The sequence below is a fragment of the Rariglobus hedericola genome (genome assembly GCF_007559335.1).
GTDB lineage: Bacteria > Verrucomicrobiota > Verrucomicrobiia > Opitutales > Opitutaceae > Rariglobus > Rariglobus hedericola.
This window is the reverse complement of sequence record NZ_VMBG01000001.1, coordinates 1,878,928-1,894,375: the sequence shown is the minus strand read 5'-3', so window position 1 is coordinate 1,894,375 and position 15,448 is coordinate 1,878,928. Positions and strand designations below refer to the sequence as shown.

General features: G+C 62.9%; 11 protein-coding genes. 2 read left to right on the top strand and 9 right to left on the bottom strand.

Features of this window, described 5'->3' with window-relative positions; genetic code table 11:
* Positions 1 to 20 precede the first annotated feature (20 nt).
* The 4 genes from FPL22_RS08360 to FPL22_RS08345 all read right to left on the bottom strand — a co-directional run bounded on the left by FPL22_RS08360 (position 21) and on the right by FPL22_RS08345 (position 8,059).
* Positions 21 to 1,772 (bottom strand): Rne/Rng family ribonuclease, encoded by a 1,752-nt coding sequence (locus FPL22_RS08360; protein ID WP_144229686.1) that lies wholly within the window; start codon positions 1,770 to 1,772, stop codon positions 21 to 23.
* 102 nt (positions 1,773 to 1,874) lie between these two features.
* Positions 1,875 to 3,110 carry a rod shape-determining protein RodA gene (rodA, locus tag FPL22_RS08355; RefSeq protein WP_238991345.1) on the bottom strand — a complete coding sequence of 412 codons (1,236 nt, stop codon included), beginning with the start codon at positions 3,108 to 3,110 and terminating at the stop codon, positions 1,875 to 1,877.
* Positions 3,111 to 3,253: 143 nt separating this feature from the next.
* Positions 3,254 to 6,511: a glycoside hydrolase family 2 TIM barrel-domain containing protein gene (locus tag FPL22_RS08350; RefSeq protein ID WP_144229684.1), complete on the bottom strand. Its 3,258-nt coding sequence runs from the start codon at positions 6,509 to 6,511 to the stop codon at positions 3,254 to 3,256.
* 141 nt (positions 6,512 to 6,652) lie between these two features.
* On the bottom strand, positions 6,653 to 8,059 hold the full coding sequence (locus tag FPL22_RS08345; RefSeq protein WP_144229681.1) for a hypothetical protein: 1,407 nt from the start codon (positions 8,057 to 8,059) through the stop codon (positions 6,653 to 6,655).
* A 48-nt stretch (positions 8,060 to 8,107) separates the two neighbouring features.
* On the opposite strand from FPL22_RS08345, the gene FPL22_RS08340 reads away from it, so the two are divergent.
* Positions 8,108 to 9,136, top strand: coding sequence for a LacI family DNA-binding transcriptional regulator (locus FPL22_RS08340; protein ID WP_162525233.1), 1,029 nt, complete (start codon positions 8,108 to 8,110; stop codon positions 9,134 to 9,136).
* Between the two features lie 10 nt (positions 9,137 to 9,146).
* On the opposite strand, the gene FPL22_RS08335 is transcribed toward FPL22_RS08340, so the two are convergent.
* The 5 genes from FPL22_RS08335 to FPL22_RS08315 all read right to left on the bottom strand — a co-directional run bounded on the left by FPL22_RS08335 (position 9,147) and on the right by FPL22_RS08315 (position 14,552).
* A complete protein-coding gene (locus tag FPL22_RS08335; RefSeq protein ID WP_144229677.1) occupies positions 9,147 to 10,718 on the bottom strand; it encodes an ABC transporter substrate-binding protein in 1,572 nt (523 codons plus the stop codon).
* Positions 10,715 to 11,533 (bottom strand): tetratricopeptide repeat protein, encoded by an 819-nt coding sequence (locus tag FPL22_RS08330; RefSeq protein WP_144229675.1) that lies wholly within the window; start codon positions 11,531 to 11,533, stop codon positions 10,715 to 10,717. The genes FPL22_RS08335 and FPL22_RS08330 overlap by 4 nt, the downstream gene beginning before the upstream one ends.
* Positions 11,534 to 11,674: 141 nt before the next feature.
* Positions 11,675 to 12,553 carry a DMT family transporter gene (locus tag FPL22_RS08325; protein WP_144229673.1) on the bottom strand — a complete coding sequence of 293 codons (879 nt, stop codon included), beginning with the start codon at positions 12,551 to 12,553 and terminating at the stop codon, positions 11,675 to 11,677.
* A 66-nt stretch (positions 12,554 to 12,619) separates the two neighbouring features.
* Entirely contained in the window at positions 12,620 to 13,420 is an 801-nt protein-coding gene (locus tag FPL22_RS08320) for a sugar phosphate isomerase/epimerase family protein (protein WP_144229671.1), read from the bottom strand.
* 43 nt (positions 13,421 to 13,463) lie between these two features.
* Positions 13,464 to 14,552, bottom strand: a complete 1,089-nt coding sequence (locus FPL22_RS08315) for a Gfo/Idh/MocA family protein (protein ID WP_144229669.1) — start codon at positions 14,550 to 14,552, stop codon at positions 13,464 to 13,466.
* A gap of 130 nt (positions 14,553 to 14,682) precedes the next feature.
* On the opposite strand from FPL22_RS08315, the gene FPL22_RS08310 reads away from it, so the two are divergent.
* Positions 14,683 to 15,420 (top strand): helix-turn-helix domain-containing protein, encoded by a 738-nt coding sequence (locus FPL22_RS08310; protein WP_162525232.1) that lies wholly within the window; start codon positions 14,683 to 14,685, stop codon positions 15,418 to 15,420.
* Positions 15,421 to 15,448: the final 28 nt, after the last annotated feature.

Below are 15,448 nucleotides of genomic sequence, written 5' to 3'. Positions count from 1 at the left end.
GCCCTGTTACTACAAAATGCTTAGCGGTATTCTTCGCCGGTGATGGCGTTGATGATCTTGTAGTTTTCCTGGTGGTAGGCGGGATCGGCGCGGAAGGCCAATTTGACGCCAAACAGCTTTTCCATGCGCACGAGGAGGTCGGCATCTTCGACGCGGAGGCGCTCGAGAATCGACGGATGCACCATCACGCGGAGGCTGTAGTCCTTGCCATCGTTGCGGCCGGTGAGGCGGCGGATGATGGAGCTGAGCTTGCGCTGCAACTCGACCGACATGGTCGTCGCACTCTTCACGATGCCACGGCCACGGCAGTAAGGGCAGTCGGTGTAGAGGTTGGACGAGAGCGACTCTTGCTGGCGCTGGCGGGTCATCTGGAGGATGCCGAGCTGGCTGATGGGCAGGATGTGGTTCTTGGCCTTGTCGGTGGACATGGCCTCGATCATCTTGTCGTAAACGCCGTTGCGGTGGCGGCGCTCCTTCATGTCGATGAAGTCGATGATGATGAGACCGCCGAGATTGCGCAGGCGGATCTGGCGGGCGGCCTCGACGGCGGCTTCCAGGTTGACGGCGTAGATGACGTTTTTCTCTTCGCCGCCGCGGTTCTTGTGTGAACCGGTGTTCACGTCGATGGCGATCAAGGCCTCGGTTTCGTCGATGATGATTTCGCCGCCGGAGGGGAGCTGGACCTTGCGCTGGAAGGTCTGCTCGATCTGGCGCTCGATGTTGAAGCGCTCGAAGATCGGGATGTTGTCCTTGTAGAGGGCGATCTTGCTGCGCGAACGCTTGGAGATCTGGCCTACGAGGTCCTGGGTGTGCTTGTGGCCGGCTTCGTCGTCGATGAGCACGCGGTCCACTTCCTCGGTGAGGAAGTCGCGCACGGTGCGTTCAACGAGATCGGGCTCCTGGTAGAGGCAGGCGGGGGCGCGGTCGGACTGCATCTTGCGCTGAATCTCCTCCCACTTCTTCAACATGATGTGGAGGTCGCGGATGAAGTAGCGGGTCTTTTTGCCCTCGCCGGCGGTGCGGACGATCACGCCCATGCCTTCCGGAATGGTGAGCTCGTTGATCATCTGCTTGAGACGGGCGCGCTCCTTCGGGTCCTCGATCTTGCGGGAGATGCCGCACTGGTCGGAGAACGGCATGAGCACCAGATAACGGCCGGGGAGGGCGAGGTTGGTCGTGGTGCGCGGACCCTTGGTGCCGATGGGGCCCTTGGTGACTTGGATGACGATCTCGCTGCCGGGCGGGTAAAGGCCGGGGATGTCCTTGACGGTCGGCTCGGTGGGACGCGGCGGGGCGTTCTTCTTTTTGTTAACGCGGACGATTTCCACGGAGGAATCGGCGGCGGCCGGGAGCATGTCCCAGTAGTGAAGGAACGCGTTTTTGCTGTAACCGATATCGACAAAGGCGGCTTTGAGGCCGGGATCGAGGTTCTTGATCTTGCCCTTGTAGATGCCGCCAACCATGCGGCTGTCGGACTCGCGTTCGATTTCGAACTTTTCCAGAACGCCGTCCACGAGCAGCGCGACGCGCTTTTCGAGGGGCTCGGAATTGATGATGAGTTCGCGGAAGGAGGTTTTCTCCTTCTTGAAAACGGAGAGGATTTTCTCGAGTAGGGGACGGTCTTTGGAACGCGTGACGGCGTCGGCCTTCAGTTCGTCGCGGTTGACGGGATCGGGTTCGTGATGTTCGGGAGGCTGGGTGAGTTCCTCATCGTAATTGCGGGGGGCCGGGGAGCCGGACGGGTTGTTGGGTGAGGCGGGTTGATCGCTCATGGTGGGTAGGGTCCTGGTTGTGGTGGACGGGGCACCCGTGGGCGAAAGTTGCGGCGCAGGAAATTCCGGCAGAGCGGTCCATATCGAATCCAGGCTTCAGTTTCATGTGAAGTCCTTGCGGAAGCGATAGACGCTTTGAACCAGTCCTTGCAGCAAGCAGCAACTCAGCACAAAGGAGCCACCGTAGCTGATAAAGGGAAGCGGTATGCCCGTGATGGGCACGAGTCCGATGGTCATCGCGATGTTAACGAAGACGTGCACGGCGAAGAGCACTGTAACGCCTATGGCGATCAAAGTGCCGAACCGGTCTCTCGACAGGCCCGCAATGCGTATGCCGTTGAACATCACTATACCAAACAAACCCAAAACTGTAACACTTCCCAAAAATCCTTTTTCCTCGGCGATAACCGGGAAAATAAAGTCGTTGTGCGCCACGGCGCGGGGCAGGTAGCCGAGCTGGGCCTGTGTGCCCAGCGTCCAGCCCTTGCCGGTCAATCCTCCGGAACCCACCGAGATGCGCGACTGCGTCAGATTCCAGCCCGCGCCCGTGGGGTCGATCTTGTCGGGCATGGCGAAGGAGATGATGCGGTTGCGCTGATAATCGTGCAGCGGAACGAAGGTGTGCGGCTCGAATTTCCCCTTGTCGTTCGTGTAGGACAAGTTGTTGGTCTCCATGAATCTGACGTAACGAATGCAATCGAACGTCACGATGCTCATCAGGATGAGAAACGCACCGAGTGCCGCCGCGAAAAAGCGGGTGGACAGCTTGGAGACATAGAGCATCGAGAAGATCACGGGAGGCAGCACAATCGCCGATTTAATATCGGGTTGCAGAAGGATAAGGAAGATGGGCAAACCCGCAGCAAGTGCCAATTTACCCAGCGTCCCGAGCGATTGCGCGATGGTGCCGACCTTGGACCGGACGAGGATGCCGGCGGTGACCAGCAGCACGGCGGCTTTGGTCGGCTCCGACGGTTGAAACGCGAAGAACCCGAAATCCAGCCAGCGTTGGGCTCCATAACGTTCCGTGCCCACGCCGGGTAGCAGCACGAGCAATAGCGCGACGATACAGGCCACATAGAACCAGTGGGAGAAACTCAGCCAGAAACGGTAGTCGATGAGGGAGACCGCGATATAGAGCATCGCACCCGCCGCCAACCAGACGAGCTGCGTGATCCAGTTGTTCTGAGCGGTGGTGAATTGCGCGCTATATATAAAGGCGACGCCGATCGCACTGAGGGCGGCCACGGCCAGCGGCGTGATCCAGTCGAAGCGGACCCGGGTCGTCGTTTTAAAGACGCCGAGAAGTTCGAGGGGAGTGCGCAGGGTGCCGGCCACGGGTCAGAAGAAAGGCGTTGAACAGAGCGGCGCAACGGCGGACTGCGATACGTCGTGGTTTAAGCGCAAAAAAACCGCAGGTGCGGCCGGCCCTTCCCGTTGCCAGGAAGACCGGCCGCACCTGCGGCGTGCGGGACGGCGGATCAGCGTGCGGTCAGCGTGTAGCTGAAGGTGTAGCGCTTGGCGTTCAGCTTATACTGGTCGAGGGCGTCGGGTCCGCAGCTCTGCGTGCCGAGGCCGCGGTGGGCGGCGTCGAGATACACGATCGTCTCGGCGCGGGGCGTGAGGTCGGTCGTGTGCTTGGCGGCGTAGAGATCCTCGGCGGCGAAGTGCGTGGCGTTAAACTCGAAGAGCGGCGCGGCGGTGATGCGGAGGGCGGAGGCCTTGGCTTTGCGGCCGGCGGAGAGTTCGAGCCAGCGGGTTTCGGTGTGGTGGCCGTGTTCCTGCGGCATGACGTAGTCCACGTATTCGTCGGTCACGGTCGTCTCGTAGCGGGCGACGAGGCTGCCGGTTTTGCGGTCGGCGTAGTTCTCGACGGGACCGCGTCCGAAGTAGGCGAGGTTTTCGTAACCGGCGACGAGATCGAAGCGGACGCCGGCGCGGGGGAGGTCGGTGACATCGGCACCGGAGAACACGATGTCGTTGTCCACGACCAGACGGCCGTCGGCGTGCAGCGTGTAGCGATGCGTGTGCGTGCAGTCCTTCCAGTTTTCGCGACCGGAGGCGGCGTGCGACAGCGTGACGGTGACGGAGCCGTCCTTGTTGGCTTTGTGGGAGAAGGCGTCCGGTTGGTGTTGGATGGGTTTCGCAATGAGGCCGAGCTTTTGCCAGCGACCGAGGGCTTTTCCGTCCTGGCCGGACCAGAGCTTAACACCATCGTTGTCGGTGGCGGCGCGGTTGAGTTCAACGAGCGGGGCGCGGGCGAGGAGCTCGACGCCGCGAACGCGGAGGGAGGACAACGTGGACGTGGCGCGATCGAACGTCGCGGCGGTGTCGCCGGCTAGCAGTATAACGCCGCCGACGGTTTCCTCGACGAGGACGGGCGCGGATTTTTTCGCAGGGACGGAGGGCTTGGCCTTGGGCGTCGGAGTGAGCGCGAGCTGCGTCCAGGCGGTTTCGTGGCCGCGTTTGGCGAAGGTCGTATCGGCGGCTGTGGTCCAGGTGATATTGAGGTGGGCCTCGGCACCGGCGGGAAGTTTGCCGAAGGCGACGGTGGTGTCTTTCGAAGCGCCGGGGGCGAGGTCGAGTTTCGGCAGGTTGCCGTGCTTGGTGGCGACGCCGTCGATAAGGAGTTCCCAATGGCCTTGGAGGCGGGCGAGGGAGGTGAAGTCGTGGTCGTTGCGGATGCGGAGGCGGCCGGGCTTGCCCTTCACGAGAGAGACCGTGACGGGCTGGGCGAGGTGCTTGAACTCCCACATGGCGGGGTGAGGTATCCGGTCGGCTGATACGAGACCGTCGCAGACGAAGTTGGCGTCGTTGGGCGTGTCGCCGAAGTCGCCGCCGTAGGCGAAGAACTCTTTGCCGTCGGCGGTTTTTTGGCGGAGGCCGTGGTCGAGCCATTCCCAGATGAAGCCGCCCTGAATGCCGGCACGGGACTTGAAGAGATCGAAGTAGTCGGAGAGCGAGCCGTTGGAGTTGCCCATCGCGTGCGAGTATTCGCAGAGGATGACGGGACGGTTGAGCGGATGGAGAGGTGTGGGCAGCGGAGGACGCGGGCGGGCGTCACGGGCAAAGTGAAGTCCGGCTTTGTCCATCGCGGGCACTAGGTCCGTGTAGGAAGCGGCGGAGGAGGGAGCGTGCTTGTCCGCGAAGTCGAGCCAGTCAGTGAGATCTTTGATGCTCGTATACATCGGACAGATCACGTCGGTGGAGGCCGAGCCGTGCGCGAAAGTCGCGGAACCCTGCCAGAGGGAAATGGCACCCTCGTAGTGGAGCGGGCGCGACGGATCGTAGTGGCGGATCCAGCCGGCGGCGGCGTCGTGGTTGGGGCCGTAGCCGGATTCGTTGCCGAGCGACCAGAGGACAATGGACGGGTGGTTGATGTCGCGCACGACCATGCGCATGGCGCGGTCGAGCCACGGCGTGGCGTAGCGTGGGTCCTGGCAGAGGGAATTGTGGAAGTCGTGCGACTCGGCGTTGGTTTCGTCGATGACGTAGAGACCGTGCTGGTCGCAGAAATCGAGGAAGCGCGGATCGTTCGGATAATGAGACGTGCGGACGGCGTTGAAGTTGAACTGCTTCATCAGCACCACGTCGCGCTCCATGGTTTCGGAGGTGAGCGCCTTGGCGACGTCGGGGTGGTGGTCGTGGCGGTTGACACCCTTGATGAGGACGCGGCGGCCGTTGATGAGAAGATCGCGGTCGCGGATTTCGATGCGACGGAAGCCGGTGCGGATCGAGGCGTGTGAAGGAGCGGCGCCAGAGGATTTCGGCGGCGTGAGGGAGACGACGACGGTGTAGAGCGCGGGGTCTTCATGGGACCAGAGGCGGAGTTTCGACGAGGGGATTTCGAGGCGCAGGCGCACGGCGCCGCGGTCAAAGCCCACCGCGGCGCGCTTGTGGCCGATCTCGGCAACGGCGGGTTTGGCGAGCACGGGGCGACCGTGTTGATCAAAAATCTGCACGCTGACCTTGGTGTCGGGCAGCGGGAGGTTATGAGGGAAACCGGCGGTTACGAGGAGATCGAGCGCGGCGGTGCCGGCGGCGAGATTGACGTCGGGCGTGGCCTTGATGTCGGCGATGTGGATGACGGGCGTGGCGTAGAGCCGAACTTCGCGGTGGAGGCCGCCGAGACGCCATTGATCCTGGTCCTCAATGGCGGTGGCGTCGGAGTATTGGACGACGATGGCGACGAGTTCGTGTTCGATGCCGGGACGCACGAGGGCGGAGATGTCGAACTCAGCGGGGAGTCGGGAGTCCTTGCTCAGGCCGACGGCAACGCCATCGATGTAAACGGCGAGCACGCTGTCGGCGCCGCCGAAGTGGAGGACGATGCGGTTGCCCTGCCACGCGGACGGGATGCGGAAGAAGCGGCGGTAAACGCCGGTGGGATTGTCCTTGGGCGTGAAGGGCGCTTCCTCGCGGAATGGCATCGTGACGTTGGTGTAGTGCGGGCGACCGTGGCCGTGCATCTGCCAGTTGGACGGCACGGGAATCACACCCCACTGCGCGCTGTCGTTGAAGGGACGTCCCTCGGCGAACGGCTGGGCATCTTCGGGGCGGCGCTCGAGACGGAACTGCCATTCGCCATTCAGGGATTGTGACCACGCGGACTTGTCGCGGGCGCGGGACTTGGCCTGTGCAGCGGTCGCAAACGCATCGAATGAAGCGTGGGGAGCGAGCTTGTTGAGCGAAGTGAGCTCGGGGTTTTCCCAAGCGTGGATGAGGCCGTTTTTAAGCATGGCAAAAGAGGGGGTAAATAAAAACGCCAGCAAGGCACCGAAAGGGCCCTGCTGGCGATGGAGAAAAATTGTATGAATAAACGATGAGAGCGGTGTGATGGTAGATTTTGTTTATTAAATACAACGATGGCCTTAACCAGATCAGGTGTAGTGGAAGTGGGCGGTGGCGTTGCAGGATTTGTTGGCCACGACGCGGACCCAGTGGGCGCTAAAGCCGGGAGGGAAGGTCACGACTTCGGAGGCGTTGGCGGCGACGTCGATCGTGCGCCACGGGTGGAATTTTCCGTGGCCGAGGGCGTCCACTTCGATGGTGATGGCGACGGGTTTTTTCGCGTCGTGCGAGAGGTGCACGCACTTCTGGTCGAAGCCGGTCATCAGGTAAGGATCGCTGGGCTCGTTGGCTTTGACGGGCGTCTCCCACCACGGGCCGCCCCAGCCTTTGGGCTTACCGAGTTTCCAGAGGTCGTCGGTCTTGCCGAACCAGAGGCCGGATTGCGGCTCGGCGCACTGGAGGTTTCCGCCGCTCTCGTGGCTGGTGTTGTCGCCGCCGATGATGAGCATGCCCTTCCACGAGCAGAAATCGCCGTGCACCCAGAGGTGTGTCGAAATCGGGCGAATGCCCCAGATGCGATTGCCGAAGGCCCAAGGCGAGAGTTCGTAGAACATGCCGTGGTGATCCATGAGCAGACGCTCGTGCTCGGTGGAGCGGATGCGCGGCCACTCGGTCTGCCACTTGTGCTCCCAGCAGTGGGAGGCTTTTGGCAGGCGGTAGGTGGTCCACTTTTTGTCACCGCCGGTGAAGACCTTGAGGATGGCGGACGCGCGGTCCCAGCCGGTCGCGAAGATGTTGTTTCCGTAGGGTCCGAGTCCGCCGAGACCGACGTAGGGTTTGCGCTCGATGACGGTCCATTTGACGCCGTCGAATTCGGCGAGGGTGCCTTCGGTCTGTTTGCCGAGGAAGTCGGGCTCGCTGTAGTCGTTGTTGGCGACGACGAGACGTCCACCCTCGGTATAACAATCTTTGAAGTGGCAGCTCATCTCGCCGGGCGTGCCGAGTTCCTTGGTGAGATCGAAGAGGTGTTTTACCTTCAGCGTGCGGACGTTGAGTTCGAACAGCTCGCCTTCCATGCCGAGCATGTAGACGAGGTTCTTCGGATCGGTGAGGTGCGTGGCGGTGCCGCAGAGACGGATTTCGGTGAGCTCTTTGACGGTGCGGACCTTGTGTTTCGTGTCGATGACGTGCGGACCGATGATGAGCTGGCTGGACTGGTCGTGGACGAAGCGGTTGGCGTAGGTGCCGTCCACGCCGGCGGGGTGGCGAGACATCTGGAAGTTTTCGTCGATGACTCGGAGACCGGTGCCGGTGCCGGTCTGTTTGCGGTGCGAGACGTAATTGAGGATGTAGAGCTTGCCCAGCCAAGGCATGAGACAGCCGATGCCAATCTCGCTGCGGGCGGGACCGAAGTCGGCGACCTGGGCAAAGGCGGGGATGACACCGCTGACGTTTGGCGGAAGGGTGGGGTGCGGGGCGGAGGAGGATTTTTTCATGGGAAGTGAACTGCGATGGAGAAACTAAAGACTGGCGCGTTCGGGCCAATGCGCCTGAAATCGAAACCGTTCGATTTTATGGCTCAAATTCAGACGAGTTCATTGGTGAAAGTGGCGCGCGAGGCGGGCGTGGCGTTGTCCACGGCGTCGCTGGCGATGCGGGGAAGTCCGCTCGTGAAAGCGGCGACGGCGGAGCGCGTGAAGGCGGTGGCGGAGCGGCTCGGTTACCGCGCGGATTTGCGGATGGGGTCGCTTATGGCGCGCATCCGGCGAGCGAAGGGTGCGCCGGACCGGGAGAGGCTGGCGTTTGTCTGGGTGAGTGCGACGCGGGCTGACACGCGACGCGAGGGATTTTGCCAAGCGAGTCTGGCGGGGGCAAAACGCCGCGCCGAGGAACTGGGCTGTGCGTTGGATGAATTTTGGTTGCACGACGGTGGAATGACGGAGGCGCGGCTGGAGAAAATTCTGGTTACGCGCGGGATCACCGGCGTGGTGTTCTCGGCACCGTTGAGAGACATGGAGGTGACGGTGGACTGGAACTGGGGATGCTTCGCGGCGGCGATCATCGGGAACTCGGAGTTTCATCCGTCGCTGCACCGGGCGGGGCATTATCATTACCGCAGCATGTGGACGGCGATGGAGAAGCTGAGGTTGGCCGGATGTTTGCGGCCGGCAGTGGTGTTGCACGAACCGCATCACCGGCGCATTCACGGGGTGCATCAGGCGGCGTTTCTGACGAATCATCCGTTGCCTGAACAGGCGTTGGGCATGACGAGGTTTGGATTGCCGGCAAGCGGAGCCGCGTTGCGCACGTGGATCGCGAAGGTGAAGGCCGATGCGTTGATTTTTGTGGTTACGCCGCCGGCGGAATTCAGCCGGGAGTTGGCTGGAATCAAAACGCTGCGCAGCATCGTGTCGCTGGGGGCGTCATCAACGGGAATGCCGGGAATGGACATGCGCGAGGACCTGGTTGCGGCGGGCGCGGTGGATCTGGTCGTGGCGCAGCTTCATCGCAACGAACGCGGTGTGCCGGAGCGGCCAAAAACGCTGCTGCTCGAGGGCGAATGGCGGGAGTGACCGCCGGCGGTCACTTGGCCAGCGGAAGGTAGACGAGGTATTCGTTCTGACGCGCGTGACGGGTTTCCATGAGGCGCGTCCACGTCTGCTCGCGCTCGGCTTCGGGTTGCGTGAGCAACAGGCCGAGGTGGGCGTCGAGGCGCTGGATGTCACGGTGAACGCGCGTGAGGTGGATGCCGGCGTCCTGCTTCAGGGCCTTCGGGAGTTCTGCATCAAGGGTGGTGACGAAGTCTTCGGTGCTGCCGTTCGGGCCGTCGAGACGGTAGAGGTTGTTTTTGAAAATGCGGTTGGCGTTGCTGCCGCCGAAATAATTGAAATCGGGCGTGAAGCCGTTGATCGCGCCTTCGAGACGCGGGGCGAGCGCGGCGGCTTGTGCGGGCGGAACGACATCGGCGATTGCGGACGTGCGCAGGCTCAAGTCGGAGAATTTTTGAGCGATGCCGCGGCTGGTGAGGAAACGCAGAAAATCGAGGGCGACTTCGGGATGTTTACTGGAGCGAACAACGCCGAGGGTGGCCTCGGGCGTGCCGTTGGCCTCGGAGGCGAGACCGAGGACAAAGCGGCCGTATTCGGGATCGTCTTTCGCGGGTAGCACCACGGGCATGATGCCGACGGGGAAATCGCCATCACGTTCAAAGACCGCGTAGTCCCAACTGCCGGCGCAAATCATGACGGCCTTGGACTGGAGAAAATCGAACAAGGCATCGTCACGCTGGCGTGAGGCATAGCCGGGGCTCATCAACGCGCCCACGTCGTGCAGCAGATTGATGCTGGAGTGGAGTTCGGGCGTGTTCCGGTAGGAGAGTTTCCCTGCGAGCACCAGTCGCGCGAGTTCGACCGGCTGGATGGCAAAGTTGCGGGAAGGGCTGAGATCGATCGAGAGTTGCTGGGTCTGCGAAGGCAGCAGGCGCTCGAAGAGGTATTGCGAATAAGGACCGCAGGAGGCGATAGGCACGAGACGGCGGCCATTCTTCTCATTGTAACGGGCGACCTGGCCTTCGAGTTTCCGCAACGTGGCGTAGTCGGCGGGCGGTTCGTCGCTGCCGGTGATTTCTTTGAGGAGCGGCTTGTTGTAGTAAAGACGCAGGGTGTTGATCTGGAGATTGACGCTATGGATATCACCCGAAGTCGGCGTGAGGTTTCGCATGGCGGTCATGCCATCGACGAAGGTGTTGACCCAAGGCACGCCGGCGAGGGAGGTGCCGGCGTTGTAGGGGTTGGGCGGACGAAGTTCGTCGGTGAGGGGGATGAAATAGCGGACGGCGATGTCTTCGTTGGCGCCGAGCATGCCGGTGATGTCCGGGGCGGTGCCGCCGATCAACTGGGTGCGCATCCACGACGGCCAGGCGCGGATGGGAACGGGTATCTGTTCGATGGATACGTCGGGGTGGAGCTTGGAGTATTCGGCGGCGGCTTCGTCAAACGCCTCGCGCATGCCGGCGTGGAGCAGCCAGTGGCCGACGCGGATGGTGATCTTGCCGGAGGCGTTTTCGGTGCGGCGATGGGTGAGGACGTGCCAGGCGGAGTAGGCGAAGGCGCCGAGCAGGACGACCACGGCGATGAGGTTGCGGAAGCGGTTCATCGGATGGAAGGGGCCGGGGTTGCGTCGAGGGAGGCGAGGATTCCGCGGACCGTGCTGGCGCGGACATCACGGGGCGTGGCGGCGAGGAAGGCGGCGTAGTGTTTGCGAGCGAGGGCAAGGTCACCGGTTTCGCGGGCGAGGTTGGCGATGGTGAGATCGATGTCGGCATCGCGGAGCGGTTGCTCATAGCCGATAGCGCGCGCGGCGACGTAATGAGGAAGGGCCGAGGCGGGATCCTTTGATTCGCGCAGATAAAGGGAGGCGAGCAGCGAATGCAGGTCGCGGGCGGCTCCGGAGTCCTTCACGGAATCGAGGAGTTTTTGGATGGCGGGGATCGCGGTGACATCCGCACCGGACTCGGGATAGGCGGCGAGGTAGGCGAGCTCGACGGCGGCGTGGTCGGCGAGTGGATGCGCGGGATGTTCGCGGCGGAGTTGGTCGAAGTGCTTGCGGGCGGATTCCGGTTGAGCGGGATCGAGGTGATCGAGCTCGACGCGGGCGAGCAGGTAAAGGGCGAGAATGGCGTCCTCGGATGAAGCGGGCGCGTTTTCACGGGCGCTGATCAAGAGATCGCGCGCGGACTGGATGTTGGATTCGGTGCGAGGTTGTTTGACGAGCAGGCTCGAGGCGTAGGCGATGGCGATGCGCGCATCCTTGGGCGAGGCTTGGTGAAGCTTTTGAAAGCGTTCCGCCGCGACGTTGTAATCAAACGTGAGCGCGGACTGCCAGGGATCGGGGGCGGCGGATTTTTCGTAGGCTGCAAGCGGGAGTGCGCAAAGCAAGCCGAGGGCAAGGGGTAGTAACCGGCGGGGCATAAGGTGAATGAGACCGCGAAGGCGTGCGGCGGGTCAAGCTACCGCATGCGCCTTCATGTGAAGTCATTTTCCGAGGAACTTAGATTCGCCGTGGCGACCTGCAAAGGCGGCTGCGGATTACTCGTAAACTGAACCCCGTTTTTATCGAAGCACCACGAGGGCGATTGCGGCCAGGATGAGCATCGCGCCTATAAGACGGCTGCGCAGAATCGCGGGGGCGAGGGTTTGCTCTTCGTTGGCGAACCAGTGGCCGATCAGCCACACGGCAACGACGCTCCAGAGTCCGCGGGATGAATAGACGATGTTCATCACGGTGGCATCACCGAAGGCGCCGATCGCGTAGACAAAAAGGGAGGATTGCAGGGCGAGCAGGAGGCTGCCGCCGCCGAGCCAGCGCCAGGCGGGACGTGGGATGGCGCTCAGCGGGGCGTTGAACAACGGGATGAAGCCGAACGAAAGCACCGCCACCGCGCCGCAGGTGAGCGGGAGGAAGCGACCCACGCCCCAGGCCGGCGACCATTTTTGGATGAGGACGTCGAAGAGCGCGAAGCTCGTGGCGGCAAGCGCAGCGGCGAGCACGGTGCGCCCGACGGCATGACGCGGACGTGATTCTCCGCGACTGAGAAGGATGATCGCGGCGGTGCTGAGGAAGGCGGCGATCCACCATTTAAGCGGAATGGGGTCGGGCAGGAGCAGTGCGCTGCCGAGGGCGACGAGGATGATTTTCAGGCCCATGACGGGCGTGCCGACGGAGACATCGCCGTAATGGAGTGAGAGAAAAGTGAAGATCTGGCCGAAGAGAAAAAGCAGGGCGACGAGGAGCGGTTGCCAGAGTTGAGTGACGGGCTGGTCGTGTCCGCCGAGCAGCCAGAACGGGGCGAAGGCGAGACCGATGGCGATATTGGAGACGAACGCGGTGCGCCACACGCCGACGCCCCAGTTGCCCGAGCGCTTGAAGGCCAGCATCGCGAAGACGTAGGCGATACTGGCGGCGACAGGGAACAGGAGATGGGCGGGCATGGGCGGCGGAGGACGGGGACGGAAGACGGAATACAGAGGACAGAGAACAGAGAACAGAATACGGAATCAGGCGCGGGCGGCTGATTCGAGGGATTTCATGGCGGCTAGTTCGGTAGCTAGGTCGATGGTGTCGTCGCAATTGATCCATTCGCCGCTCAGGTATCCGGTGTAGTTCATCTCGGCGAGGCAGGCGAAGACGGCGGGGATGTCGTAGAGTCCGCGGCCGATGGGGGCGAATTCGAGTTTGGATTTTTCGAAGGTGCCGTCGTGGATGTGGACGTGTTCGATCCACGGGCGGAGTCGATCGAAAGCGTCGCGGATCGACCAGCCGGAGGCGCGGAGCGGGTGCATGACGTCCCAGACGGCGCGGACGTGCGGGTCATTGACGCGTTCGAGGACGGCGGCGACGTGGTCGGGGTTGGTCCAGGCGTCGTGGGTTTCCATACAGATTTTCACGCCGCGGGCGCGGGCTTGAGGGACGAGGGAACGAAGGGCGTCGGCGACGTTGACGATGGCGGTGTCGCGGTCGATGCCGGCGCCGAGTTCGCCGCCGAAGACGCGGAGGAGCGGGGCGCCGATGTCGGCAGCGAGATCGATGTAGGCGGAGGCTTCGGCGAGTTGTTGCGAGGCGGTTGCGGGGTTGGCGAAGCGAAGGCCGGGAGCGAGGCAGGCGACGGCGATGCCGGAGTCGGTGATCTGGCGGCGGATGGCTGCGCGTTCGGAGGGCGTAGTTGAAAGCTCGATACCGTGGCGGTGGTCCCAGCCCGGGCGCGGTTCGATGGCGTCGTAGCCGAGGCGCTTGGCGAGGGCGAGGGTGTCGGTGAGGTTCAGCTGGGTGGAGCTGAAGGACATGAAGGAGTAGAGCATGGCTGAAGTAGTGAGTAGCGAGTAGTGCGTAGACAGAGTAGGACTACAGATCTGAGAACGAAACGGGTCGGCCGGTGTCGGCGGAGCGGTAAATGCCTTCGGTGAGGCGGGCGATGAGGAGGGAGTCGCGCAGGCTGGTGAGGGGAGGTCGGTTTTGGCGGATGGCCGTGGCGAAATCGAGGAGGGGGCCGTCGTTGAACGTGGCCCAGCCGGATTCGTCGCCTTCCCAGAGCGTGCGGGTGACGGTGCCGCGTGCGGGGTCGGGTTCGCTGATTTGCACGACGGCTCCTTTGCTCGGTGCCATCTGAAGGATGAGGGCACCGTGGTCGCCGGAAATGCGCCAGCTGCGGGATTCGGCTTCGATGGCGCACTCGGCCCGTTCGTAGTGGAGGACGGCGCCGTTGGTGAAACCGATGGTGGCCACGACGTGCGTCTCGGCGTCGGAGCCGGGCGCGGGGTAGTGGGAGAAAGGCGGCGGGGTTTGCCACGTGCGGGCGAGGACGTGCGTGGGTTCGAAATCAAAACCGAGGATACCAAGGAGGTAGTCGAGGTCGTAACTACCCCAGTTGACGAGGATGCCGCCGCCGTTGAGGGCGCGGCTGAGGCGCCACGCGGGAGGAGTTTTGGCAGGTGGGGCGCCGGCGGGGGCGATCACGCGGCAGGTGATGGCGCGTATCGGGCCGAGGGCACCGCTGGCCACATGGTCACGGGCGGCGCGTGCCGAAGAGAAGTAGCGGAGGCGTGAGGAGCAGCAGGCGGCGATGCGGTCGCCTTGCGCGTCGAGGATCGAGCGGACCTCGGCGGCGTTCATGGCGACGGGTTTCTCGATCAGGATGTGTTTGCCGGCGTGGAGCGCGGCGATGGCGAGGGGCGTGCGGATGCCGGTGGGCAGGGCGAGCAAAACGGCGTCCACGTCGGGATCGGCGAGCACGTCGTCGGCGGAGGCGGTCCATCGAGGGATGTTGTGTGCCGTGGCGGTGGATTCGGCGACCTCGACGCGGGCGTCGCAAACGACGGTGATGACGCCGTCGATCAGTTTCGTTGCGGAGTCGAGGTGCTGCTGGCCGACGGCACCGAGTCCGATGAGGGCGATGCGGACAAGCGGTTTTTCCGGGATAGACGTTTCACTCATGGTTGCGCTATCCTAGCGCATAAATTCATTGGTTAAAATGGATGGAAAACTGAATCCCATGCACAATTTGATCTTCCTTGGGGGAAAAGATTTCCGGTTCACCCTGTTCAACCACCTGCCTGATTTCACGGTGTGGATCGACAAGGTGTTTCCAGATTATGTGGCGTTGAACTATGCGCACACGGGCACGGTGAAATATCGCTGCGGAGACGGGGAGGAGCAGGTGTTCACGCGCCCGGTGATGTGGTGGACGGAGCCGGGGCCGCGTTTCACGTATGGCAACCGCGAGCGATCGGGCTGGAATCACTACTATGTGTGTTTTGCGGGGAAGCGCGCCGAGGAGTGGAGAAAGAGCGGACTGCTGCCGCCGGCGAGGACCCGGGGCTGGCGATTGCCGGCGGAACCGGAGGCGGTGAAGGAGAAATTCGAGCGCATGATCGGATGGCTCGGCAGAGAAAGACCGGATCGCGCGCTGGCGGTTTTGCAGGATGTATTGCTCGACCTGCATGAGCCGGAGGCGACGACGGCGCCGGATCTGCGTGCTCAGGCGTTAAGCCGGCTGGCGGCGCGTGTGAAGGCAAAGCCGGCTGTGCCGTTTGACGAAGTGGCGGAGGCTCGGCGGCTGGGATTGTCGCCGGTGCATTTCCGACGGCTGTTTGCGGAGCAGGCGGGTTTGCCGCCGCATCGGTTTTTGGTGCGCGCGAGGACGGCGCACGCGGAGTTGCTGCTACGGACAACGGATCTCCCGCTCAAGGTCGTGGCGGAGCGCTGCGGGTTTTATGACGAGTATCACTTTTCCCGCATGTATCGGCGGGAGTATCAAGTGCCGCCGGCAACGTATCGGCGGAGGGTGCGGTTGTTGGGATAAACAAAAAACGCGCGCAACGGAGAACGTT

Bases quoted from the DNA above. Each gene is read 5' to 3' on its own strand.
- FPL22_RS08330 (WP_144229675.1), bottom strand. From the start codon at position 11,533: ATGCCCCGCCGGTTACTACCCCTTGCCCTCGGCTTGCTTTGCGCACTC.
- FPL22_RS08360 (WP_144229686.1), bottom strand. From the start codon at position 1,772: ATGAGCGATCAACCCGCCTCACCCAACAACCCGTCCGGCTCCCCGGCC.
- FPL22_RS08320 (WP_144229671.1), bottom strand. From the start codon at position 13,420: ATGCTCTACTCCTTCATGTCCTTCAGCTCCACCCAGCTGAACCTCACC.
- FPL22_RS08315 (WP_144229669.1), bottom strand. From the start codon at position 14,552: ATGAGTGAAACGTCTATCCCGGAAAAACCGCTTGTCCGCATCGCCCTC.
- FPL22_RS08350 (WP_144229684.1), bottom strand. From the start codon at position 6,511: ATGCTTAAAAACGGCCTCATCCACGCTTGGGAAAACCCCGAGCTCACT.
- FPL22_RS08345 (WP_144229681.1), bottom strand. From the start codon at position 8,059: ATGAAAAAATCCTCCTCCGCCCCGCACCCCACCCTTCCGCCAAACGTC.
- FPL22_RS08335 (WP_144229677.1), bottom strand. From the start codon at position 10,718: ATGAACCGCTTCCGCAACCTCATCGCCGTGGTCGTCCTGCTCGGCGCC.
- FPL22_RS08325 (WP_144229673.1), bottom strand. From the start codon at position 12,553: ATGCCCGCCCATCTCCTGTTCCCTGTCGCCGCCAGTATCGCCTACGTC.
- FPL22_RS08340 (WP_162525233.1), top strand. From the start codon at position 8,108: ATGCGCCTGAAATCGAAACCGTTCGATTTTATGGCTCAAATTCAGACG.